Source organism: Brevundimonas intermedia (genome assembly GCF_004614235.1).
Classification (GTDB): Bacteria; Pseudomonadota; Alphaproteobacteria; order Caulobacterales; family Caulobacteraceae; genus Brevundimonas; species Brevundimonas intermedia_A.
Map to the genome: position 1 here is coordinate 1,182,182 of NZ_SPVH01000006.1, position 22,149 is coordinate 1,204,330.

Here is a 22,149-nt window from a genome sequence, read left to right on the forward strand (position 1 = left end):
CGGCCTGGGATGGGGTGGCGGTCGTTATTGCCGCGCTGACGCCACTTTTTGCCCGGCTGCGGCGCTCAAAGGGGCGAACGCTGATATGCCTGCCTGCTGCGATTGGCCCGACCTTTGCGCGTCTTTCTGGTCATGAAGGCCGTCCAATCAATGATCTTGTTGAAAAACAACGCTCTGTGCGAGCGGGGCCGGCGCGTGGCTGGGCAAGAACTGCGCGCGACGATGCAGCGGTTGCCGGGTAGGGCGGGGGAGACGCGTCAATGTCGCTGAACTCGATCATGAACATCGCGACGTCGGGGCTGAAGACGGCCCAGACCCAGTTGCGCGTGACCGCCGACAATATCGCCAACGTCGATACGCCCGGCTACATCCGCAAGGTCGCAGACCAGTCGGCCGCCGTCACCAACGGCTATGGCTCCGGCGTCGATATCACACGGGTCCGCTTGGCGACCGATCGGTTTCTGCAAGCCGCAAGCCTGAGCGCCGGCGCGGATGCGGCCCGCCAGACCGTGCGTTACGAGCTTTACGACCAGATCCAGAACCAGTTCGGCGACCCCAGCAGCGACAGCAATTTCTTCGCCCAGGTCGACAAGCTGTTCGCCAGCTACGCGACCTTGGCCGAAAGCCCGACCTCGTCCGCGGGGCGTCAGGACACCATCTACAAGACCCAGGCCATCTTCAATCAGGCCTCGGGCATCGCCTCGCAGATCCAGTCGGCACGCCAGGAGGCGGACGGGCGACTGCAGAGCGCGATCGAGACGGTCAATCCGCTGCTTGAGCAGATCGCCAAGCTGAACAAGACGATCGCCTCGGGCACGGTGACCAATGAGGATGTGACCGGCGCCCAGAATGCCCAGCTTGGACTGATCAACGAACTGTCCAAATATATGGATGTGAAGGTCGAGGCCCGCTCCAATGGCGGCGTGACCCTGCGCACCAATGCCGGCACGACCCTGGTGGGCGAAGGCGCGGCGACGCTGTCGTATCAGTCGGCCGGCACGGTCGACGCCACGACGGCCTTCTCTGACATCATGATCACGGAGCCCAGCGGCACGCGCTGGCCGCTGCTGGACGGCGTATCGTCGGGTCAGATCAGGGGGCTTGTCGAAATCCGCGATGTCGATGCCCCGGCAGCCGCCGCGCGTCTGGGCGAGCTGACGGCCAAGCTGGCGGACGAACTGAACCGCGCACACAACGCCAACAGCAGCGTGCCGGCGCCGACGACCCTGGCGGGGCGCAATACCGGACAGTCGCTTGAGAACGCTCTGACCGGTTTCACCGGCACGACCACGATCACGGCGGTCGACGCGGCCGGCGTGGTGCAGGCATCGGCTCGGATCGTTTTCTCCGGCGGCACGATGACGATCAATGGGGCAGCCGCTGACCCGACCAGCTTCCTCAGCGTCCTGAACGCCCAGATGGGCGGGGCGGCGACGGCCAGCTTCTCGGACGGCAAGCTGCAACTGGACGGCGCGGGCGGCAACGGCGTCGCCATCGCCGACGATGCGACATCGCCCAGCGCCAAGGGCGGTCGCGGGTTCTCGCACTGGTTCGGTCTGAACGACCTGGTTTCGACAACCACGCCCAGCTTCTATGAGACCGGCCTGACCCTGGCGTCGGAACACGGCTTCGATCCGGGCGAAAGCCTGACCCTGCGCGTCTCTGGACAGTCGGGGTCGCGTCAGCGCGACATCACTGTCTCGGTGCCGGCCGGTACGGGGACGATGGGCGAGATGCTGGGCGCGTTGAACGACCCGATCACGGGCGTCGGACGCTATGGCTCCTTCAGCCTGGACGCGGCCGGCAAGCTGGCGTTCAAGGCCTACGATCCGGCCGCCACGACCCTGAGCGTGGTCAATGACAACACGACCCAGGACCCGTCGGGCGTTTCGATGTCTCAGTTGTTCGGCCTTGGGGAGACCGGGGCGACGCGGGCCGGCGCCTATACGGTTCGCAGCGACATTCAGCAGGATCCCGGCAAGCTGGCGCTGGCGCAGTTGAACCTGTCGGCGGCGGCGGGCGCGCCTGCCTTGAGTAAGAGCGACGGACGCGGCGGCCTGGTGCTGGGCGACGTGGGCAAGAAGAATGTCGCCTTCGGCGCGGCCGGTGGAAACTCGGGCGGGACCAAGACCCTGTCGTCCTATGCCGCAGACTTCGCAGGCGAGATCGGCGGCAAGGCCTCGGCCGCCAAGACCCGCAGCGAAACGGCGAACGCCCTGGCCAGGGAGGCGGACAGTCGCCGCACCTCGGCCGAGGGCGTGAACATGGACGAGGAACTGGTCAATATGACCACCTTCCAGCAAGCCTATAACGCCTCTGCGCGCCTGATCCAGGCGAGCAAGGACATGTACGACGTTCTGATCGGAATCCTGCAATGACGCGCGTCGCGACCCACGGGAACTACCAGTCGGCCCTTCTCAGTCTGATGAACGCGCAGAGCCGCGCCCAGCAGGCGCAGGAGCGGATCGACAGCGAAAAGATCGCCACCGACATGTCCGGCTATGGCCGGGGCGCGGAACAACTGACCAGCCTGACCTCGACCCAGGCGCGTCTGGAGGGCTTCATCTCGACAGGAGAGGCCGTGGCGGCGCGGTTGAGCGCGCAGGACCTGGCCATGACCCGCGTCTACGAGGGCGGAACCGGCGCGCGCGAGGCCATCGCCACCAGCCTGGCGGCGGGCAATATCACCAATCTGATGACCGAGCTGGGCCTGCACTATCAGACGGTCCAGGGCGGACTGAACGCCGAGCATCAGGGGTCTTATCTGTTCGCGGGCGGTCAAGGCGACATCGCGCCGGCGACGGCGGGGGCCATGGCCGCCCTCGCGACGGCGCCCTCGGTCGCCTCGACCTTCGCCAACGACACGCTGAAACAGAAGTCGCGCATCGACGAGAAGACGACCGTCGAGACCGGCTTTTTGGCCAGCGAGATCGGCGGACCGCTGACCGAGGTGTTCCGCAACATCCAGGCCTTCCAGAACGGCACGCCGGTGACGGTGGGCGCCGTGACCTATACGCCGGCCGGGCCGGGCACGCTGACCGGCCAACCCAATGCCGACATCACCGCCTTCCTGAACGCGCAGATGGGCGAACTGGACAAGGCCAATGCGGGTCTGACCAACCAGACCGCCAAGAACGGCCTAATGCAGAACCACGTCGAGTCGGCGCTGGATTCTCAGGAAGGCCAGAAAACGGCCCTGCAAAAAATGATGCAGGATAAGTCGGGCTATGATCCTGCGCGTGCGATCACCGACCTGCAGATGGCGCAGGTGGCGATTGAGGCCTCGGCCCAGATCATCAACTCGCTGAAGAACACGTCGCTGTTGAACCTGCTGCGCTAAGCGACGGCTTCAAAAAAAAGAAAACGGTGACGCTGGACCGATCGGTGGTTGAGAACGTATCATGAACAATGGCTCGTCTCGATCTGCGTCGAAAACTGTCCGTTCTCGCTGATGCGGCGAAATACGACGCCTCGTGTTCGTCGTCGGGGACGTCGAAACGGAACTCTGTCGGCGGCAAGGGGATAGGCTCGACCGAGGGTATGGGCATCTGCCACGCCTATACGCCGGACGGGCGCTGCATCAGCCTGCTGAAGATCCTTCTGACGAACTTCTGCATCTACGACTGCGCCTATTGCATCAATCGCGTGTCGTCGAACGTGGAGCGATCGCGGTTCGATGTGGACGAGGTCGTCGACCTGACGCTGAACTTCTACACGCGGAACTATATCGAGGGGTTGTTTCTGTCGTCGGGCATTATCCGATCGGGCGACTATACGATGGAGCAGCTGGTTCTGGTCGCCAAGACCCTGCGCGAGGTTCACGACTTCCGCGGCTACATCCACCTGAAGCTGATCCCTGAGGCCGATCCCAAACTGGTGGAGATGGCGGGCCTGTATGCCGACCGTCTGTCCGCCAATATCGAACTGCCGCGCGACGAGGCCCTGGCCCGATTGGCGCCGCAAAAGGACGTCGGCGTCATCAAGAAGGCGATGAGCCAGGTGCGGCTAGGCGTCGAGGCCGCCAAGCCGGGCAAGCGCGACAAGATCAAGCCGCCGAAGTTCGCCCCGGGCGGCCAGAGCACCCAACTGATCATCGGCGCCGACGGCGCGCCAGATACGGAAATTCTGGATCGCAGCGCGTCGCTGTACGGCGGCTATGGGTTGCGACGGGTCTATTATTCGGCGTTCAGCCCGATCCCGGATTCGAGCGCCATCCTGCCCCTGTCCAAGCCGCCGTTGATGCGCGAGCACCGCCTGTATCAGGCCGACTGGCTGATGCGGTTCTACGGCTTTTCCGCGCCAGAGATCGGGGAGGGGGCGTCGGACGGCATGCTGGACCTGGCGATCGATCCCAAACTGGCATGGGCGCTGAACAAGCGCGAGCAGTTTCCGGTCGATGTGAACCGGGCGCCGCGCGAGATGCTGCTGAGGGTGCCGGGGCTTGGCGTGAAGGCGGTGGACCGGATCGTGTCGGTGCGGCGCTATCGGACCTTACGGCTTGAGGATGTCGGGCGGTTGACGCGGTCGGTGGCCAAGATCCGGCCGTTCATCACGGCGCTGGATTGGACGCCGGGTGGGCTGACGGATGCAGCGGACCTGAGGGCGCGCGTGACCAGCCGCACGCCCGAGCAGTTGAGCCTGTTCTGATGGCGACGGCGATGCTGGACGGCGAGACGGACTTCGACGGCTGGCGCAAGTCGGCGCGGGCGTTCCGACTGGCGGGGGTGGAGCCGGCGGCGGCGCGGTTCGTGGTGCGCGGCGGGCAGGAGCAGGGGGGATTGTTCGATGAGCCGACCGCCGCTCACCCCAGCCTACGGGCAGACGAGCGGCAGGAATTCAGCGTCCCCAAAGACTTCGTGGATCTGGCTCAGAACCTGATCCTGCACCGATCCGCCGACCGGTTCGACCTGATGTATCGGCTGCTGTGGCGTCTGCGGGACGAGCCCGATCTGATCAAGGTGATTTCCGACCGAGACGTGGCGGACGCCCTGGAGCGGGTGAAAAACGTCAGTCGTGCGTCTCACAAGATGAAAGCCTTCGTGCGCTTTCGCCAGGTGCATGACGACCGCGGCGAGGCCTGGGTGGCGTGGTTCGAGCCGCCGCACCGGGTGCTTGAAAAGACCGCGCCCTTCTTCCAGCGGCGGTTCACGACGATGCGGTGGTCGATCCTGACGCCTGACGGGTCGGCCTTCTGGGACGGCGAAACCCTGCGGTTCGGCCCGCCCGCGACGCGCGACATGGCGCCGGACGAGGACGAGATCGAGGACTTCTGGAAGACCTACTACGCCTCGACCTTCAATCCCGCGCGTCTGAAGGTGAAGACCATGCAGGGCGAGATGGCCAAATCCTATTGGAAGAACCTGCCGGAGGCCGCCCTGATCCCGGAGCTGATCGCCGCCTCGTCGGTTCGCACCGAGACCATGGTCGCCGCACCCGCGCCCGAACCCAATCCGCGTTTCGCGCGCCTGACGGCTCCCGATCTTCACGCCGCGCGGCCGGATGCCGAGGCCGTGCCCGACAATCTGGCGGATGTGGTGGACGGGGTTCAGGCTTGCCGCCGTTGTCCCCTTTATCGCGATGCGACCCAGGGCGTGTGCGGGGAGGGACCAACGACGGCGCGTCTGATGATCGTCGGCGAACAGCCGGGCGATCAGGAGGATTTGGCCGGCCGCGCCTTCATCGGGCCGGCAGGTCAGGTGCTGGACGCCGCCCTGGCCGAGGCAGGCATCGACCGATCCGACGTCTACGTCACCAACGCCGTCAAACACTTCAAGCACGAGCCGCGCGGGAAGCGCCGTCTGCACAAGACGCCCAACGCAGGCGAGGTCCAGGCCTGTCGCTGGTGGCTGGATGCGGAGCGGCGGCTGATCAAGCCCAAGGTCGTGCTGGCGCTAGGCGCGACGGCTGGTTCGGCGCTTCTGGGTCGCAAGCCCGCCGTGATGCAGGAACGCGGTGCGCCAATCCCGCTGGAGGATGGTTCGACCGCCGTCCTGACCGTCCATCCCTCCTATCTGCTACGCCTGCCGGATGAAGCGGCGAAGGCTCAGGCGCGTCGGCTGTTCATCGACGATCTGGTGGCCGTTCGGCGTCGTATGGATTGATCCGAGAACGAATCCCGTTCGGCTGCGTTTGGCATCAGCGTCAGCGTGACAGTTGGGGAAATCGAATGGGGGAGGCGGTCTCGACACGGTCGAACGACAAACATCCGCGCGAATGTCATCGCGCGTTGACATCGTCTGCCGGCTTGACCATTAGCGCGGTAGGGATTTCGGCTGCCTGGAGAGGCGGCCTGGGGAAGATCGCGATGTCCGACCGGTCGTTCGAGGCCCGATGAGCCAGCCGCAGTATGAAATCGTCGATGCGGACGGCGCGGCCAATCTGCGCCTGTCCGGCGATTGGACGACGACGGCGCTTGGCCGTCTGCCGACCGAGCTGAGCCGCGACCTGGAAGGCCGCGAGATCGCCAGCATCGACACTGCCGATCTGGGCCGGTTCGACACGGCCGGCGCTCTGGCCTTGGTGCAGGCGTCCAGCGGGCGTCTGTCGAAAAGCCAGTGGAAGGATCGGCCCGAGGCCGGTCGCATCTACCACATGATCGAAGTGCTGGAGCGCGAGAGCGCCCCGGCCCCGAAACGTCCCAGCGCCTTCATCCGCACCTTCGCCAAGATCGGCCGGGGCGTCTATGATTTCGGCGGCGAGGCGATGCTGTCGCTGGCCTTCCTCGGTCGGCTGATGGCGGCTGTGGTCGAGGCGGCCAAACACCCCGGCGGCATTCGCTGGCCGGCCTGGGTCAGTCAAGCCGAGCGGGCCGGGCTGGACGCCATCCCGATCGTCATGATCACCAACTTCTTCATCGGCGCCGTGATCGCCTTCATCGGCGTGGATCTGCTTACCGATTTCGGCGCCCAGGTGTTCGCTGTTCAGCTGATCGGCGTGGCCATGTTCCGCGAGTTTGCGGTGGTGATCGCCTCTGTCCTGCTGGCCGGGCGTTCGGCCTCGGCGTTCGCGGCCGAGATCGGCTCGATGCGGATGAACCAGGAGGTCGACGCCATGCAGGTCATGGGCGTCAATCCGTTCCAGGCGCTGGTGATCCCGCGTGTCGCGTCCCTGGTGCTGATGCTGCCGCTGCTGACCTTCATGGGCATGATCGGCGGCCTGGTCGGCGGTCTGGTCGTATGCTGGAGCTCGCTGAATCTCGGCCCATCCTTCTTCTTCCAGCGTCTGGTCGAGGACGGCACCATGGCGCAGCACCTGATGGTGGGCCTGGTGAAGGCGCCGGTCTTCGCCCTGGTCATCGCCGCCATCGGTTGCCGTCAGGGCATGTCGGTCGCCGGCGATGTCGAAAGCCTGGGGCGCCGGGTGACCGCCGCCGTGGTGCAGGCCATCTTCGCCATCATCTTCCTGGACGCCGTGTTCGCCCTGATCTTCCTGGAGCTGAACATATGACCGATGCCCCGGAAAACATGATCGAGGTGCGCGGCCTGCTGAGCCAGTTCGGCGAGCGGACGATTCACGAGAACCTGGACCTCGACCTCGTGCGCGGAGAGGTCATGGGCGTGGTCGGCGGATCCGGCGCGGGCAAGACCGTGCTGCTGAACACCATCATCGGCCTGAAGGAGCCCGAGGGCGGCTCCGTCAACGTCCTGGGTTATGATCGCGCGACCCTGACCGACGATCAGTCGGCGGATATCGAGCGCCGCACCGGCATCCTGTTCCAGCAAGGCGCGCTGTTCTCGTCACTAAGCGTGCTGGAGAACGTCGCCTCGCCCCTGGTTGAGCACACCAAGCTGCCCAAGGCGGTGATCTATGAGCTGGCCGAACTGAAGATCGCCATGGTGGGTCTGAAGCCCGAGCACCATCACCTGAAGCCGGCCGAACTATCGGGCGGGATGAAGAAGCGCGCCGGTCTGGCGCGGGCGCTGGCGCTGGACCCTGAACTGGTCTTCCTGGACGAGCCGACGGCGGGTCTGGATCCCATCGGGGCAGCGGCGTTCGATGAGCTGATCCGGCAACTGGCCGACGACCTGGGTCTGTCCGTCTTCATGATCACCCACGACCTCGATACGCTGTACGCCATCTGTGACAAGGTGGCGGTGCTGGCGGACAAGCGAGTCGTGGAAAAGGCCACGGTGCAGGAGCTGGAACGCTCCGACCATCCGTGGATCAAGGAATACTTCCTGGGGCCGCGCGGTCGCGCAGCCACCAAGACGGCGGCCTGAGGAGAGCCGACTATGGAAAGAGACGCACATTACGCCGCAGTCGGGATCGCCACCGTCTGCCTTTTGGCGGCGCTGGCCGTGTTCACCATCTGGCTGGCCCGGCTGCAGTTCAACAGCGATTACGACATGTACGACATCGTCTTCTATGGGCCGGTGAACGGTCTGTCAGAAGGCGGCGAGGTCCATTTCAACGGCATCCGCGTCGGCGAGGTGACGGACTTGAACATCGACACCAAGCGCGGCGACCAGGTCATCGCCCGCGTGCGGGTGGACGGCACGACGCCGGTGCGCGTCACCTCGCGCGCCCAGCTGGAGCCGCAGGGCATCACAGGGCTGAACTATATCCAGATCACCGCCGGTTCGCCGAACAGCGCCCTGCTGAAGGAGCAGTATCCCGACAATGTCGTGCCGGTGCTGCAAAGCCAGCCGTCGCCGATCGCCGAACTGCTGAGCGGTTCCGGCACGGTTCTGGCCCAGACGGTGGATGCGCTGAACCGGATCAACCGCGTCATGTCCGACGACAACATCCGCAGCTTCTCGACCAGCGTGAAGAACGTGGAATCCCTGACGACAGAGCTTGAGGCCCGCAAGGCCATCTTCCAGCAGTTGGAAGAGGCCGTGACCAACGCCAACGCTGCGGTGAAGGAATATCAGGCCCTGGCCGTCGATACGCGCCAGATCGTCAATACCGACGGTCGCCAGGCCATCGCCAACATCAACTCGGCGACGGCGGAGGCCCGCACGGCCATCGCCTCGGCCAACCGGTCGATCAGCGGGCTTGAGCGTCCGCTGGGCGATTTCGCCACCACCAGCCTGCCGCAACTGACGGGCACCATCGAAGAACTGCAGGACGCCACCCGTTCGCTGCAGTCCCTGATCGACGATGTCCGCGCCAGCCCGCGCGACTTCATCGGTCGTCCCCAATCCAAAGAGCTGGAGGTGCAGCCGTGATCCTTCGTCCTGTCCTTCGAATGGCCGTCGCCGCGGCCGCTATGGCCGCGCTGAGCGGGTGCGCCCTGCTGTCGAGCCCCGACCCGGTGCAGAACTATCGGTTCGGCCTGCCCGTGGAGGCGCCGTCGGCCGTGGGCGACACGCCCGCGCCGCTGACGGTCTCGATCCGCCGCATCGAGTTTCCGCAGGCGACCGGCGACGACCGCATCCTGGGCGTCACGGGGCTGGAGACGGCCTATATCGGCGGCGCGCGGTGGGTGTCGCCAGCCTCCACTCTGTTTGACGACAGCCTGAAGGCGGCGTTCGCCAACCGGGCCGACCGGATCCGCGTTCTGGGCCGTCGCGAAGCCGGCACGCCGCCCTTGGTGCTGCAGGTGACCGTCACGACGTTCGAGGCGCGTTACGCCGCACCGGGGGCCGTGCCGGACGTGGTCGTGACGGCGCGCGCGCAGCTGCGCTCGACGCCTGAACGGCGAGCTGCGTCCAGCGGGACCATTCGCCCTGAGGAAGGGCGTTCGGTCGAGCGCGTCTTCACCGTGACCCAGCCGGCCGGCGATAATCGCGTGTCGGCCATCGTGGCCGCGTTCGATACCGCCACGCGCGACATCAACACCCAGATCGCCGACTGGACCATCAGTTCCGCCAACTGACGGCCGGTCGGCCTTCATTCAGGGCTGCAGGACGCAGGCCTGCGGATGCGCTAGGCTGTCTCCGAATCTGACCCGGAGTTGTCATGAGTTTTTCCGCCACCGACGCCGCCTTCGAAGGCTTTCGGGTCGTTCGTCGTCATCCGGTCGTCGCCTTGGCCTGGGGCCTCGTTTATCTGCTGATGTACGTCGTCATGTTCGGCCTGGGCGCCGACAAATGGGCGGCCCTGATGGCGGCGGGCGAGGCGTTGGAACAGTCGGCCAATCCGTCGATGGCGGACTTCCAGGCCTTGGGTCAGGTCTATGCCGGCGCGCTGGCCTGGGCGGCGCCGGCCGGCCTGTTGATCGGCACTGTGCTGAGCGCCGCCGTCGCCCGGTCGGTCCTGCGTCCTGAAGAGTCGCGTTGGGGCTATGTCCGCGTGGGCATGGACGAGGTGCGGGTGCTGGTCGTCAGCCTGCTGGTCAGCATCATCGTCGGTCTCGCCTCGGGTGTGGGCATGGCCTTGGTGGGCGCCGCCATCGGCTTCGGTTCGGCATCGGGTCAGCCTCTGCTGATCTTGGCGGGCGTGTTGTTGATTTTCGCCGTCTTCGCCCTGATCGTCTGGCTGGCGATCAAGTTCAGCCTGGCCGTGCCGATGACCGTGGATCGCCGCAAGATCACGCTGTTCGACTCCTTCGGCGCCACCAAGGGCCATTTCTGGGCGCTGCTGGGCATGGCCGTGATCGCGGTCATCATGTCCCTGATCGTCAGCATTCTGGGCATGATCATCGGCGCGGCGACCGATCTGATGACCGGGGGAATCCAGACCCTCGCCCGCTTCGACGGCGTCGGCACGATGCAGATCCTGGCCCAGGCCTGGCCGGCCATTCTGGTGTCGTCGGTCGTCAACGCCCTGATGTCGGCGCTGCAACTGGCCGTGCTCTATGCCCCGTTCGCGGCGGCCTGGGCGGCGCTGAAGCCGCGCTGAGCTTTCCCGCTCCATCGCCCATGTCCGGCGATGGAGCGCCTGTCGGCTAGGCGGAAGCCTTCGCCCGCTTCTTTTTCGCCGGTTGTTCGCCGACGGATCCGCCCAAGGCCGCGACCCGCGCCTTGCGCCGGGTCTCGTGCCGATCCAGCACCTCCTTGAGGTACTTCCCGGTCCAGCTGGCGGTGTTGTCCGCGACCTGTTCCGGCGTGCCGACTGCGACGATCTCGCCGCCGCCGTCGCCGCCCTCGGGGCCGAAGTCCAGCAGATAGTCGGCGACCTTGATGACATCGAGATTGTGCTCGATCACCACGATGGTGTTGCCGGCCTCGACCAGTTCCTGAAGGACCTCAAGCAGTTTGCGGGTGTCCTCGAAATGCAGGCCGGTGGTCGGCTCGTCGAGGATGTACAGGGTACGTCCGGTGGCGCGCTTGGACAGCTCCTTGGACAGCTTGACCCGCTGGGCCTCCCCGCCCGACAGGGTGGTGGCGGGCTGACCGACCTTGACGTAGCCCAGGCCCACGCGCTCCAGCGTCAGCATCTTGTCGCGGATCGGCGGCACCGCCTTGAAGAAGGTCGCAGCCTCCTCGACCGTCATGTCCAGCACGTCCGAGATGGACTTGCCCTTGAACACGATCTCCAGCGTTTCGCGATTGTAGCGTTTGCCCTTGCAGACGTCGCACGTGACATAGACGTCGGGCAGGAAGTGCATCTCGATCTTGATGACGCCGTCGCCCTGACAGGCCTCGCAGCGGCCGCCCTTGACGTTGAAGCTGAACCGGCCGGGGCCATAGCCGCGGGCCTTGGATTCCGGCAGACCGGCGTACCAGTCGCGGATGGGGCCGAAGGCGCCGGTGTAGGTCGCCGGGTTCGAGCGCGGGGTGCGGCCGATCGGCGACTGGTCGATGTCGATGACCTTGTCGAAATGCTCCAGCCCCTCGATCCTATCGAAGGGAGCGGGGGCCTCTGATGCATTGTTCAGGCGGCGCGCGGCGGCCTTGTACAAGGTCTCGATGGTGAAGGTGGACTTGCCGCCGCCGGACACGCCGGTGATGCAGGTGAAGACGCCGACGGGGATTTCGCCGGTCACGCTCTTGAGGTTGTTGCCGCTGGCGCCGCTGATCTTCAGCATCCGCTTGCGCTCGATGGGGCGGCGACCGTCGACGGGGATCTCGATCTCGCGTTCGCCGGTCAGGTATTTGCCTGTCAGGGACTTGGGATTGGCCATGACCTGGGCAGGCGTGCCTTCGGCGCAGACCTCGCCGCCGTGGACGCCGGCGGCCGGACCCATGTCGATGACATAGTCGGCGGTCAGGATGGCTTCCTCGTCATGCTCGACGACGAGGACCGAATTGCCGAGGTCGCGCAGCCCTTTCAGGCTTTCCAGCAGGCGGGTGTTGTCGCGCTGGTGCAGGCCGATGGAGGGTTCGTCCAGCACATAGAGGACGCCGGTCAGGCCCGAGCCGATCTGAGACGCCAGGCGGATGCGCTGGCTCTCGCCGCCCGACAGGGTGCCGGAGGCGCGCGACAGCGACAGATAGTCCAGGCCGACGTTGTTCAGGAACCGCAACCGGTCGCCGATCTCCTTCAGGATGCGCCGGCCGATATCCATCTGCTTGTCGCTGAGCGCTTCGGGTAGGGCCTGGACCCAGTCATAGGCCTTCTTGATCGACAGGGTGGAGACGTCGGCGATGTCCTGGCCCCCGACCTTGACCGCCAATGCCTCGGGCTTCAGCCGCTTGCCGTGGCAGGCGTCACAGGGGGTCTCGGACTGATAGCGGGCCAGTTCCTCGCGCACCCAGGCGCTGTCCGTCTCGCGCCAGCGGCGCTCCAGATTGGGCAGCACGCCCTCGAACGGCTTGGAGACCTCATATTTACGGGCGTTGTCGTCGTAGGTGAATTTGATCTTCTCGGCGCCGGTTCCGTACAGGATCGCCTTGTGCGCCTGGGCCGGAAGCTCGCGCCAGGTGACGTCCATCGAGAAGCCGTAGTGACGGCTGAGCGACTGAAGCGTCTGGGTGTAGAGCGGCGAGGGGCCGCGGGCCCAGGGCGCGACGGCGCCCTTGTGCAGGGTCTTGTCGCGATCCGGAATCACCAAGTCGGCGTCGAAGGCCAGCTTGACCCCCAGGCCGTCGCAGACCGGACAGGCGCCGAAGGGGTTGTTGAACGAGAACAGCCGCGGCTCGATCTCGCTGATGGTGAAGCCGGAGACCGGACAGGCGAACCGTTCCGAGAACAACAGGCTGCGCGGCGCGGTCTCGCCCTCTGCCGTCGAGGCCCATTCGGCGTTGGCGATGCCGTCGGCCAGACCCAGGGCGGTCTGCAGGCTGTCGGCGTAACGGGCTTCCTGGTCAGGCTTGGTGACGATCCGGTCCACGACGATGTCGATGTCGTGCTTGAACTTCTTGTCCAGTGTCGGGGCTTCGTCGATGGGGTAGAATTGGCCGTCGATCTTGAGGCGCTGGAAGCCCTGGCGCTGCCATTCGGCGATTTCCTTCTTGTACTCGCCCTTGCGGCCCCGAACGACGGGGGCGAGCAGCAGGATGCGCTCGCCGTCCGGCAGGGCGACCAGCTTGTCGACCATCTGGCTGATGGTCTGGCTCTCGATCGGCAGGCCGGTGGCCGGCGAATAGGGCACGCCGACCCGCGCCCACAGAAGGCGCATATAGTCGTGGATCTCGGTCACCGTGCCGACGGTCGAGCGCGGATTCTTGGACGTGGTCTTCTGTTCGATGGAAATGGCCGGCGACAGGCCTTCGATCAGGTCCACGTCCGGCTTGCCCATAAGCTCCAGGAACTGGCGCGCATAAGCCGACAGGCTCTCGACGTAGCGACGCTGGCCCTCGGCGTAGATGGTGTCGAACGCCAGCGAGGATTTGCCCGACCCCGACAGGCCGGTCATCACCACCAACTGTTCGCGCGGGATGTCGAGATCCACGCCCTTGAGATTATGCTCGCGGGCGCCGCGAACGCGGATGAAGTTGTGCTTTTCGGTCATGCTGTCCGGAGAACGCGGAGGAGGGCCGGTCGGGTCCGGCGCGACATCGCTATATGGGGATGAATCGCGCGATTGAAGCAAGAACAATGTGTGAACATTGCGGTGGTCCCCAGCCTGGGTTATCGTCGCCCTATGGCCGATGGTTTCGACATCCACCTGAACGAAGATCAGGCGCGGCGGCTGAAGGCTGCGGCCGAAGCGGCCGGCGTTGAGCCGGCGGCCTATGCGCTTGAACTCATTGAGGTCGCCATCCAGAACGATTGGGGCGAGGACGAGCGTCGGTTCGCCGAATATGAGCGGACGGGCGAGTATATCTCCTTGGAGGAGTTTTTGCGGCCCTTTGAGGATCTTCTGGCAGAGAAGAAGCGTCGAGCTTGAGTTTCGAGATCCGGTTTTCCGTCGCGGCCCGAGCGGACCAGCAGCGGCTATTGGATTTCATTGGCGAAAAGAGCCCTAACGCAGCCGAGCATGCCTACAGCGTCCTGCTTGACGCATTCCGTCAACTCACTGAGTTTCCGCTCAGCGGAAGGTCTGTCGGCTCTTCCCGAGTCTATGTCACCCGCTTTGGTCAAGGTGGGTATGTCATCAAGTATCGCGTCTACGACGATGTCGTCCTGGTCTCGCGTATCTTCCACTCTCGCGAAAACTGGCGGCGCTGATTTTAGTCCGGCGTCCACGCCTGCGTCGGCCGCGCGAACCGCTCGCCCTTGACCAGAAGCGTCCCGTTGGCGGTTGCGATCCCCAGTTCCAGACTTTCGGCGATGCGTCGGGCGCGTTCGATGAAGTGATTGGCGGCGACAGGCGGGCACAGGTCGCGGGCGGTCTCGACGAACAGCTCCAGCCAGCGGTCGAAGTGGCGGGCGTCGATGGGCAGGGGCAGGTGTTTCGGCATGGGGCGGCCCTGATAGACGCCGGTGGACAGGGCGACCGACGACCAGAACAGCTTCATCTGCGCCAGGTGCGGGGCCCAGTCTGCGATGCGGGCGGCAAAGATCGGACCGATCAGAACGTCATCGCGGACGCGGGCGTAGAAGCCTTCGACCAGGGCCTCGATCATGGCCTCGTCTATGCCGGTCTCGTCGCGCAGGCGCTGAACGGCGGCTTCGCGGCGGGCGGCCGCTCCGGCGGGATCTTCGATGCGGAAACGGCTTTCCATGGCGGTCCGTCTAACCGGAGCGAGCCTATTGGTCGAGGAAATCGCCGGCGTTGAAGGACAGGATGCAGACGGGATCGCCGCCTGCTGCATCGGTGGAGCAGGCATCCACGCCGAACAGATCGGCCTGGACCTTGGCGGTGGAGCGGAAGGTGCGGCCGTCACGCTGGAACACCGAGCCGATCCTTTCGCTCCAAGGGATCAGGGCAGTCGCGAAGGCGGCCGCCGGCGCGCCGGTGCAGGTGAACAGCAGGAACTCGGCGCCGCGCCCGTCATCGGTGCGACGATAGGCGCCAGCGGCGGCGGCCTGTTCGAGGCAGGCGGCGTAGATTCGGGCGTTCGGCGTCGGATCCTGGGTCGGAACAGCGGCGTAGTTGGGAGCCATGGACGGGGCCTCGGGCGCGGTAGCGCAGGCGGCGGAGGTGAGAGTAAAGATGAGGGCGAGAGCGGCGACGGGCTTCATGAAAGTCTCCTGACGGTCAAGCTTCTCACGCGGCCGTGTTCGACGCCAGACTTGCGCATTGCAGGATTAGGACCCATCCTCCTCTTTCTGACGCGTTTTGCAGAAGGTTTGACGATCATGATCATCGCATTGGCCACCGGTTCCGCCCTGTCCGCCATGCTGCTCGTGATCCTCAATGCCAACCAGCCCAAGCCGAAACGCGTCCCCGTCCGCACGCGCGACACTCGACAAGGTCGCCGCTAGGACGCCTGACGGCGTAACCCTATTCGATAATCTGAGCCTGACGTTCGGCGCCGAGCGCACGGGCGTCGTCGGCCGCAATGGCGCGGGCAAGAGCACGCTGCTGCGTCTTATCTCGGGCGCTGCTGCGCCGGCCGAGGGCGGGGTGGCGCGGACCGGTTCGGTCGGCGTGCTGGATCAGCGGTATGACCCTGCGCCGAACGAGACGGCGGCGCAGACCTTGGGCGTCGCAGAAGACTTGGACATCATCGCGCGGGTATTGGCCGGCGCGGGCACAGCCGACGATCTGGCCGAGGCCGACTGGACGCTGGAGGCGCGGCTGGGCGAGGCGCTGGCTGCTGTGGGGCTGTCGGGGGTGGCGCTGGATCGGCTGACCGTCAGCCTGAGCGGGGGCGAGCAGACGCGGCTGAGGCTGGCCGGCCTGATGCTGGCGCAGCCGGACCTGATCCTGCTGGACGAGCCGACCAATCATCTGGACGTGGAGGCGCGGGCGCTGGTCGCCGACGTGATCGGGCGCTGGGACGGCGGGGCCGTGGTGGTCAGCCATGACCGCAACCTGCTGCGTCGGATGGACCGGATCGTGGAGGTGTCGGGCCTGGGCGTGACGATCTACGGCGGCGGCTATGACCTGTATGTCGCGCGCAAGGCGGCTGAGCGGGAAGCGGCCGAGCGGGGTCTGGCCGAGGCCGAGCGCGATGTCGCGCGGGCGGGCGCCGAGGCGCAGAGACGAACGGAAACCAAGGCCAAGCGCGACGCGGCGGGGCGGCGCATGGCGTCCAAGGGCGACATGCCCAAAATCCTCTTGGGCGCACGGGCCGAGCGGGCCGAGAACAGCGGCGGGCGCGACCGGGTGCTGGCCACGCGACAGGCCGAGGCGGCACAAGGTGCGCTGGCGGCGGCGCAGGAGCGGGTGGAACGGACGCGGACGCTGGCGATCCCTATGCCGACGACGGGACTGGCGGCCGGGCGAACGGTGCTGACGCTGGATCAGGCATCGTGGGCGTCGCCCGAGGGGCGGACCATCGTCGGACCGATCGACCTCAGGCTGGTCGGGCCGGAGCGGGTCGCGGTGACCGGGGCGAACGGGGCGGGCAAGACGACCTTGTTGCGGCTGATCACAGGCGATCTGGAACCCACGGCGGGGATCGTCGAGCGGCCGGTGCGGGCGGTTCTGCTTGATCAGGAGGCGGCGATACTCAGGCCGGACGAGACGCTGGTCGAGGCGTGGCGGCGGCTGAACCTGCAAGGGACCGTCAACGACGCCCAGGCGGCGCTGGCTCGGTTCCTGTTTCGCAATACGGCGGCCCAGCGCCGGGTCGGCGACCTTTCAGGCGGCGAACGGCTGAGGGCGGCCCTGGCCTGCGTCATGACCGGCGCGACGCCGCCGCAACTGCTGGTGCTGGACGAGCCGACGAATCATCTGGATCTGGAGGCCATCGCGGCCGTGGAGGCGGCGCTGACCGCCTACGACGGGGCCTTGGTCGTGGTCAGCCACGACGCGGATTTCTTGGCCGCGCTGGAGGTCACACGCACCTTGGCCCTGTGATCCGACTTGGACTCCAAGTCAGAAAAAACAGTCCAACGAGTCTAACGAGTCCAACTTCTGGATGGGTTTGAGTTTTCAAAGACCGAACGGATCATCATCGCACGGCTTGACCCCATGACAGGTCGATTGTCGATGGTTGAAGTCAAGTCTATGATCTGTCTAGTCTTTGCAGACGGGGATAGGATGGCTAGGCCACGGTTGCCGCCTCAAGCCGTCACCCCCAGGCCTCTACGGCGCCCTTGCGGCGGACCATCGAGGGGCTGCTGAGTTGCGTGCGCGGTTCGGCCTCGGCGCGGCCGAACAGCCAGCCCTGACCGTATTCGACGCCTGCGGCCTTCAGCTCGGCGGCGACGCCGTCGGTCTCGATCATCTCGGCGATGGTTTCCAGCTTCATCGAGCGGCACAGTTCCACGATGCTGTGCAGCATGGCCTTGGATCGCTCGTCGGTCTGGATGTCGCGCACGATGGCGCCGTCGATCTTGACCGCATCGACCGAGAGTTTGCGAAGATAGTCGAAGGCGGCGGCGCCGGCGCCGAAATCGTCGATACAGACCTTGATGCCGGATTCGCGCAGGGCGGCCAGGCGACGGTCGGCGGCCTCGATGTCGGCGAGGGCCGAGGTCTCGGTGACTTCCACCATCAGGCGTCGGCGCTCCTCGGGCGCGCCGGCGGTCATGCGCAGCAGGTGTTCGACATAGGAGTCGTCGCCCAGCGAGGCGCCCGAGACGTTGATCGCCATCTTCAGCAGGCCGGCGCCCGACTGGCGCATCCGTTTCAGCACCTTTTCCGCCACGGCGAGATCGAAGGACTCGATCAGATCCAGCTCCTCGGCCATGCGGATGGCGTCTGCCGGGCCGGTATTTCCGTTGAAGCGGGTCAGGGCCTCGAAATGGTGGACGGCGCGGGAGTCGAGGTGGACGATGGGCTGGTAGTGGACCTGGAATTCGCGCGACTTGACCAGGCTGCGGAAGGTCTCGGCGTCGCGGAAGGTGCGTTTCAGCGAGTCCGCGAAGGCGATCTGCGGATTGATCAGGCCGTCGCCCTTAAGACAGCCCTCGATGGCGAACCGCATGGCGCGCAGGACGCACAGGGAATCCGATCCCGGCGGCACGGGCGAACTGAAGGCTTCGGCGCCGAGCGACAGACCTTCGGCACGTCCGGCCTCGATGATCTCGGCGGCGATGTCGCGGCGGTCGTTGGCGGGACGCAGCAGGGCGAAACGCACGCCGGTCAGCTGGGCCGCGCCCGAGCCGTCGATGGCCGCCGATTGCAAGGTCGCCTCGATGCGGCGGTTCAGACGGTCCGCAGCGTCGCCACTGACGTTCTCCAGACCGCGAATGTCTAGGAAGGACAGGGCGAGGTCTGTGTTCGCGTCCAGCACCCGCCCGGCGTCGGCCAGGAATTCCTCCGCTTCCAGCAGAGGACGGGTTTCAAGATCTTCGAGCGCGAAGGCCGGGCCTTCGTAGGAGATGGCGCAGGACACGGCCGGCGCCATCTGCGGCAGGACGAAAGCCCTGAAAGAGGCGCGCCGCACGCGGTCGGGACCTGCCGCCACCAGGATGGAGGTGGAGGGAATGCGCACGCCGGACTTCATGCTGCGCAGGGCCGTCAGGGTGGATGCGCCATCGTGCAACAGATCGAGAAGGGGGCGACCGGTCCAGGTCGCGCCGGCGTCCTCGCCCGCCACAGCACCGGCGCCGATCGCGAAGGAGACAACGCCCTTGGCGTCCACCTCCACCAATGTGTCGGCGGATGCGAAGGCCAAGCCTAGGAGGCGGGTGGTCAGCGTCATGAAGCCATGCTGACACGCAGTCGCTTAAAAAATAGGCAATAATGCTTAGGACGCGAACCGTGATTTGCAGCGTCGACGACGTCGCCCCTCAAGCCATCCGGTTGATGGCGACGGCGCGCCCGTCGCCCAACGCGGCACGCCCATCGGCGGCATAGGCGGAGGCCGGCGTGCGGGCGGCGGTGACCTCTGCCGCGATGGCGCGGACCAGGCCCTCTGAAATCTGGCGTGCGGCGTCGACGGCGCGACCATGGCGGGTCAGGACGGCGTCGAAAGCGCGGGTGGCGTCGATCAGGGTCTTGCGATCTTCGAGCGGCGCGCCGCTCAGCAGAGCGGGGTTCGCCTTCACGTGGGCGGAATCGCGACGATAGAGATTGGCCATCTCCTGGGTCTCGGCCAAGCCTGACGCGACGTCCTGGGGGCGGCCATCGGCGAAGGCGAGGGTCTCGGCTTCCAAGCGCTCGGTCAGGCGCAGCGTCAGGGTGGTCAGTTGACGCACGCGCGCCTGGGCCAGTTCGGTGTCGCTCATTGCCGCCCCTCCTGCATCTTCAGCATTTCGGCCATGACGGTGTTGCTGAGGCCGATGCCGCCGGCCTTGACCGTGCTCTTGGCCATTTCGTCCAGCATGAAGCTGCGCCATGTCGCCTCGCCTTGGCCACCGCCGAACAGGCCGTCGGTCGACAGGCCTTCAAACATCGGCTTCAGCATCTGCGAGATGAAGGTGGCCTCGAAGGCCTTGGCGGTTTCCTCGATCTTGTCGCGGTTCGGCGCCGTGGGCGCGGCCGCAGCGGGACGCAGAAGATCGGGGGAGACGGTCAGGTCGCTCATGCTCACATCACCTCGATGTCGGCCTGGAGGGCGCCGGCGGCCTTGATGGCCTGAAGAATGCTGATCATGTCGCGCGGGCTGACGCCCAGGGCGTTCAGGCCGTTGACCAGGGTGGATAGATTCGCCCCGCCGCCGACCATCCGCATTTGAGTGCCCAGGTCCTCTTCGACGCTGACCTGGGTGGACGGCACGACGGCGGTCTGACCCTGGCTGAACGGCGCGGGTTGGCTGACGAACGGCTGTTCGTCCACCGAGATGGTCAGATTGCCTTGGGCGATGGCGACACGCGAGATGCGGACGGCGTCGCCCATGACGATGACGCCGTTGACCTCGTCGATGATGACCTTGGCGGGGGTGTCGACGCTGACCGCCAGGTTCTCGATCCGGCTGATGAAGCCGGCCATGCCCAACTGTCCCGGCGCACGCAGGGCGACCACGGTCCCGTTCTCGGCCAGGGCTGAACCAGGGTAGGCTGCGTTCACCACGGCGGCGACACGCTGGGCGGTGGTGAAGTCGGGGTTGCGCAGGTTCAGGCGCACCTCATTCATATTGGCCATCTGGAAGCCGGTCTCGCGTTCGACCACCGCGCCGGAGGCGATCCGGCCGGCGGTCGGCACGCCGCGCGTGACTGACGAACCCGATCCACCGGAGGCCGAGACGGCTCCGGTCTGAACCGACCCCTGGGCCACCGCATAGACCTGACCGTCCGCGCCCTGCAGGCTGGTGACGACCAGCGAACCGCCCAGCAGGCTCTTGGCGTCGCACATGGAGGCGACCGACACATCGACGCGCGAGCCGGGCGTCGCGAAGGCGGGCAGGTCGGCGGTGACCATGACGGCGGCCATGTTCTTGGTGTTGGCGTTGGCGCCGCGGATGTTGACGCCCAGCCGCTCGGTCATGCCTTCCAGCGACTGACGGGTGAAGGGGCAGTTGCGCAAGCTGTCGCCCGTGCCGTTCAGCCCCATCACCATGCCGTAGCCGACCAGTTGGTTGCCGCGCACGCCCTCGACGGCGACGATGTCCTTGATGCGGGATTGCGATTGGGCCAGCGCCGAAGTCGCACCGCCGGCGACGATGATCGTCGCGGCGACGGAGGCGATGAGGCGGGCAAGCAGATTTTGCATCGGTCAGGCGTCCACGCAAGGTTACGCCTCTTTCCCTGCGAGGATCATGCCGGATAATTAACGACATGAATTCAACGTCGGCTGGCTTTGTAGCGGTATTGAAGCGGCAGGATTTGCCGGGGCGTTAACCAAACAGTCACCGCCGCCCGTCATGCATGGGGTCATGACGCGGAGCACCTACGCATGAAGGTTGTCGGCCCAAACGGCGTCAGCACGCCCGCAAGCACACGCACGACGCGATCCGCCAGCGGCTTTTCGCTGGGCCAGTCGCCGGCTGCGGCGTCGCCTTCAGCCGCGACGGCCAGCTCTGCGACCGGCGGCGTCTCTGACGTTTCGGCCCTTATGGCTCTGCAAGGGATCGAGGGGCCGCTTGAGAAGCGTCGCCGAGCGATCCGACGGGGCGGCGGTCTTCTGGACCGACTGGACGAACTCAAGCTGGCGCTTCTGACAGGCGATGCGGACGAAGGCTCGCTGGATCAGCTGGCGCGAACCCTGCGCGAGGAGCGCACAGACGACGGTGATGCGGATTTGAGCGCCCTTCTGGACCAGATCGACCTGCGGGCCTCCGTGGAACTGGCGAAGGCTGAAATGCGCGGGAAACGGGGCTGAGGCGGAAAAATCGCCTAATCTCAGTCGGCTAAGCTTCCCAGGTGAGTGACATTTGTCACTGTAAGCCCTCGGATCGCCGTAATCGGATCACGGAATCGAGAACCACGTTGCCGCGACTCGACAGGCTGACTATACGGCCATCTACGCCACAGGGGGGCGTGTTAGAGAGCGTGAGATCGATGAACGCTTTGGCGTCCGTTGTGTCCGACGATACCGGCCCGTATCGGCCGTCTGACAGCGAGCCGTTCATGAACGAACGGCAGCAAGCCTATTTCAAGAAGAAGCTGATGGACTGGAAGGACGAGATCCTTCGCGAGTCCAAAGGCACGGTGGTCAATCTGAAGGCCGAGACCGAAAACCATCCCGATCTGGTGGATCGCGCCTCTTCGGAATCCGACCGCGCCCTTGAGCTTCGCACCCGTGACCGCCAGCGCAAGTTGATCTCCAAGATCGACGACGCCCTGCGCCGGATCGAGGACGGCTCCTATGGCTACTGCGAGGACACCGGCGAACCGATCAGCCTGGGTCGCCTGGAAGCCCGCCCGACGGCGACCCTGTCGGTCGAAGCCCAGGAACGACACGAACGCCGCGAACGCGTCCACCGCGACGACTGATAT

General features: G+C 65.9%; 21 protein-coding genes. 14 read left to right on the plus strand and 7 right to left on the minus strand.

Translation table 11 applies throughout. The annotated features are described in order from the left end of the window. Positions 1-278 precede the first annotated feature (278 nt). From flgK to EGY25_RS12245, 9 genes are all read left to right on the plus strand, one after another. Positions 279-2,378, plus strand: a complete 2,100-nt coding sequence (gene flgK / locus EGY25_RS12205) for a flagellar hook-associated protein FlgK (RefSeq protein ID WP_245159455.1) — start codon at positions 279-281, stop codon at positions 2,376-2,378. Continuing rightward, positions 2,375-3,340 carry a flagellin gene (locus EGY25_RS12210; RefSeq protein ID WP_135195222.1) on the plus strand — a complete coding sequence of 322 codons (966 nt, stop codon included), beginning with the start codon at positions 2,375-2,377 and terminating at the stop codon, positions 3,338-3,340. Before flgK ends, EGY25_RS12210 begins: the two co-directional genes overlap by 4 nt. Before the next feature lie 68 nt (positions 3,341-3,408). Continuing rightward, positions 3,409-4,647: a putative DNA modification/repair radical SAM protein gene (locus tag EGY25_RS12215; protein ID WP_135195223.1), complete on the plus strand. Its 1,239-nt coding sequence runs from the start codon at positions 3,409-3,411 to the stop codon at positions 4,645-4,647. Continuing rightward, positions 4,647-6,101 carry a UdgX family uracil-DNA binding protein gene (locus tag EGY25_RS12220; protein WP_135195224.1) on the plus strand — a complete coding sequence of 485 codons (1,455 nt, stop codon included), beginning with the start codon at positions 4,647-4,649 and terminating at the stop codon, positions 6,099-6,101. Before EGY25_RS12215 ends, EGY25_RS12220 begins: the two co-directional genes overlap by 1 nt. A 229-nt stretch (positions 6,102-6,330) precedes the next feature. Then, positions 6,331-7,446, plus strand: a complete 1,116-nt coding sequence (locus EGY25_RS12225) for an MlaE family ABC transporter permease (protein ID WP_135195225.1) — start codon at positions 6,331-6,333, stop codon at positions 7,444-7,446. Beyond that, the gene (locus tag EGY25_RS12230) at positions 7,443-8,219 is read left to right on the plus strand and encodes an ABC transporter ATP-binding protein (RefSeq protein ID WP_135195226.1); all 777 of its coding nucleotides are present in this window, start codon (positions 7,443-7,445) and stop codon (positions 8,217-8,219) included. The genes EGY25_RS12225 and EGY25_RS12230 overlap by 4 nt, the downstream gene beginning before the upstream one ends. A gap of 12 nt (positions 8,220-8,231) precedes the next feature. Next, positions 8,232-9,170, plus strand: a complete 939-nt coding sequence (locus EGY25_RS12235; RefSeq protein ID WP_135195227.1) for an MlaD family protein — start codon at positions 8,232-8,234, stop codon at positions 9,168-9,170. Next, entirely contained in the window at positions 9,167-9,820 is a 654-nt protein-coding gene (locus tag EGY25_RS12240) for an ABC-type transport auxiliary lipoprotein family protein (RefSeq protein ID WP_135195228.1), read from the plus strand. Before EGY25_RS12235 ends, EGY25_RS12240 begins: the two co-directional genes overlap by 4 nt. Positions 9,821-9,903: 83 nt before the next feature. Continuing rightward, positions 9,904-10,785, plus strand: coding sequence for a hypothetical protein (locus tag EGY25_RS12245; RefSeq protein ID WP_135195229.1), 882 nt, complete (start codon positions 9,904-9,906; stop codon positions 10,783-10,785). 46 nt (positions 10,786-10,831) lie between these two features. On the opposite strand, the gene uvrA is transcribed toward EGY25_RS12245, so the two are convergent. Then, positions 10,832-13,780: an excinuclease ABC subunit UvrA gene (gene uvrA, locus EGY25_RS12250; protein WP_135195230.1), complete on the minus strand. Its 2,949-nt coding sequence runs from the start codon at positions 13,778-13,780 to the stop codon at positions 10,832-10,834. 72 nt (positions 13,781-13,852) lie between these two features. Here uvrA and EGY25_RS12255 point away from each other — a divergent pair, with 72 nt between their 5' ends. Then, complete coding sequence (locus EGY25_RS12255; RefSeq protein ID WP_135195231.1) at positions 13,853-14,158, plus strand: hypothetical protein; 306 nt, start codon at positions 13,853-13,855, stop codon at positions 14,156-14,158. Then, positions 14,155-14,439, plus strand: a complete 285-nt coding sequence (locus EGY25_RS12260) for a type II toxin-antitoxin system RelE/ParE family toxin (protein ID WP_135195232.1) — start codon at positions 14,155-14,157, stop codon at positions 14,437-14,439. The genes EGY25_RS12255 and EGY25_RS12260 overlap by 4 nt, the downstream gene beginning before the upstream one ends. A gap of 2 nt (positions 14,440-14,441) precedes the next feature. Here EGY25_RS12260 and EGY25_RS12265 read toward each other — a convergent pair whose 3' ends face one another. Together EGY25_RS12265 and EGY25_RS12270 are read right to left on the minus strand one after the other, a co-directional pair. Continuing rightward, positions 14,442-14,936 carry a group III truncated hemoglobin gene (locus EGY25_RS12265; protein WP_135195233.1) on the minus strand — a complete coding sequence of 165 codons (495 nt, stop codon included), beginning with the start codon at positions 14,934-14,936 and terminating at the stop codon, positions 14,442-14,444. 25 nt (positions 14,937-14,961) lie between these two features. Continuing rightward, a complete protein-coding gene (locus tag EGY25_RS12270) occupies positions 14,962-15,396 on the minus strand; it encodes a hypothetical protein (RefSeq protein WP_135195234.1) in 435 nt (144 codons plus the stop codon). A 175-nt stretch (positions 15,397-15,571) separates the two neighbouring features. Between EGY25_RS12270 and EGY25_RS12275 the strand changes: the two genes are divergently transcribed. After that, entirely contained in the window at positions 15,572-17,182 is a 1,611-nt protein-coding gene (locus tag EGY25_RS12275; protein ID WP_135195235.1) for an ABC-F family ATP-binding cassette domain-containing protein, read from the plus strand. Between the two features lie 214 nt (positions 17,183-17,396). Here EGY25_RS12275 and EGY25_RS12280 read toward each other — a convergent pair whose 3' ends face one another. The 4 genes from EGY25_RS12280 to EGY25_RS12295 form a co-directional block, all read right to left on the minus strand. Further along, positions 17,397-18,974 (minus strand): EAL domain-containing protein, encoded by a 1,578-nt coding sequence (locus EGY25_RS12280; RefSeq protein WP_135195236.1) that lies wholly within the window; start codon positions 18,972-18,974, stop codon positions 17,397-17,399. An 88-nt stretch (positions 18,975-19,062) separates the two neighbouring features. Beyond that, the gene (locus tag EGY25_RS12285) at positions 19,063-19,500 is read right to left on the minus strand and encodes a flagellar basal-body protein FlbY (protein WP_135195237.1); all 438 of its coding nucleotides are present in this window, start codon (positions 19,498-19,500) and stop codon (positions 19,063-19,065) included. Next, positions 19,497-19,799, minus strand: a complete 303-nt coding sequence (locus EGY25_RS12290; RefSeq protein WP_135195238.1) for a rod-binding protein — start codon at positions 19,797-19,799, stop codon at positions 19,497-19,499. Before EGY25_RS12290 ends, EGY25_RS12285 begins: the two co-directional genes overlap by 4 nt. A gap of 2 nt (positions 19,800-19,801) precedes the next feature. Beyond that, complete coding sequence (locus EGY25_RS12295) at positions 19,802-20,923, minus strand: flagellar basal body P-ring protein FlgI (RefSeq protein WP_135195239.1); 1,122 nt, start codon at positions 20,921-20,923, stop codon at positions 19,802-19,804. A gap of 183 nt (positions 20,924-21,106) precedes the next feature. On the opposite strand from EGY25_RS12295, the gene EGY25_RS12300 reads away from it, so the two are divergent. Both EGY25_RS12300 and dksA read left to right on the plus strand, forming a co-directional pair. After that, a complete protein-coding gene (locus tag EGY25_RS12300; RefSeq protein ID WP_135195240.1) occupies positions 21,107-21,532 on the plus strand; it encodes a flagellar assembly protein FliX in 426 nt (141 codons plus the stop codon). Between the two features lie 179 nt (positions 21,533-21,711). Continuing rightward, positions 21,712-22,146: an RNA polymerase-binding protein DksA gene (dksA, locus tag EGY25_RS12305; RefSeq protein ID WP_135195241.1), complete on the plus strand. Its 435-nt coding sequence runs from the start codon at positions 21,712-21,714 to the stop codon at positions 22,144-22,146. The last annotated feature ends 3 nt before the right edge of the window (positions 22,147-22,149 follow it).

Bases quoted from the DNA above. Each gene is read 5' to 3' on its own strand.
- flgK (WP_245159455.1), top strand. From the start codon at position 279: ATGAACATCGCGACGTCGGGGCTGAAGACGGCCCAGACCCAGTTGCGC.
- EGY25_RS12210 (WP_135195222.1), top strand. From the start codon at position 2,375: ATGACGCGCGTCGCGACCCACGGGAACTACCAGTCGGCCCTTCTCAGT.
- EGY25_RS12215 (WP_135195223.1), top strand. From the start codon at position 3,409: ATGGCTCGTCTCGATCTGCGTCGAAAACTGTCCGTTCTCGCTGATGCG.
- EGY25_RS12220 (WP_135195224.1), top strand. From the start codon at position 4,647: ATGGCGACGGCGATGCTGGACGGCGAGACGGACTTCGACGGCTGGCGC.
- EGY25_RS12225 (WP_135195225.1), top strand. From the start codon at position 6,331: ATGAGCCAGCCGCAGTATGAAATCGTCGATGCGGACGGCGCGGCCAAT.
- EGY25_RS12230 (WP_135195226.1), top strand. From the start codon at position 7,443: ATGACCGATGCCCCGGAAAACATGATCGAGGTGCGCGGCCTGCTGAGC.
- EGY25_RS12235 (WP_135195227.1), top strand. From the start codon at position 8,232: ATGGAAAGAGACGCACATTACGCCGCAGTCGGGATCGCCACCGTCTGC.
- EGY25_RS12245 (WP_135195229.1), top strand. From the start codon at position 9,904: ATGAGTTTTTCCGCCACCGACGCCGCCTTCGAAGGCTTTCGGGTCGTT.
- uvrA (WP_135195230.1), bottom strand. From the start codon at position 13,780: ATGACCGAAAAGCACAACTTCATCCGCGTTCGCGGCGCCCGCGAGCAT.
- EGY25_RS12265 (WP_135195233.1), bottom strand. From the start codon at position 14,936: ATGGAAAGCCGTTTCCGCATCGAAGATCCCGCCGGAGCGGCCGCCCGC.
- EGY25_RS12270 (WP_135195234.1), bottom strand. From the start codon at position 15,396: ATGAAGCCCGTCGCCGCTCTCGCCCTCATCTTTACTCTCACCTCCGCC.
- EGY25_RS12275 (WP_135195235.1), top strand. From the start codon at position 15,572: ATGCCAACCAGCCCAAGCCGAAACGCGTCCCCGTCCGCACGCGCGACA.
- EGY25_RS12280 (WP_135195236.1), bottom strand. From the start codon at position 18,974: ATGACGCTGACCACCCGCCTCCTAGGCTTGGCCTTCGCATCCGCCGAC.
- EGY25_RS12285 (WP_135195237.1), bottom strand. From the start codon at position 19,500: ATGAGCGACACCGAACTGGCCCAGGCGCGCGTGCGTCAACTGACCACC.
- EGY25_RS12290 (WP_135195238.1), bottom strand. From the start codon at position 19,799: ATGAGCGACCTGACCGTCTCCCCCGATCTTCTGCGTCCCGCTGCGGCC.
- EGY25_RS12295 (WP_135195239.1), bottom strand. From the start codon at position 20,923: ATGCAAAATCTGCTTGCCCGCCTCATCGCCTCCGTCGCCGCGACGATC.
- EGY25_RS12300 (WP_135195240.1), top strand. From the start codon at position 21,107: ATGAAGGTTGTCGGCCCAAACGGCGTCAGCACGCCCGCAAGCACACGC.
- dksA (WP_135195241.1), top strand. From the start codon at position 21,712: ATGAACGCTTTGGCGTCCGTTGTGTCCGACGATACCGGCCCGTATCGG.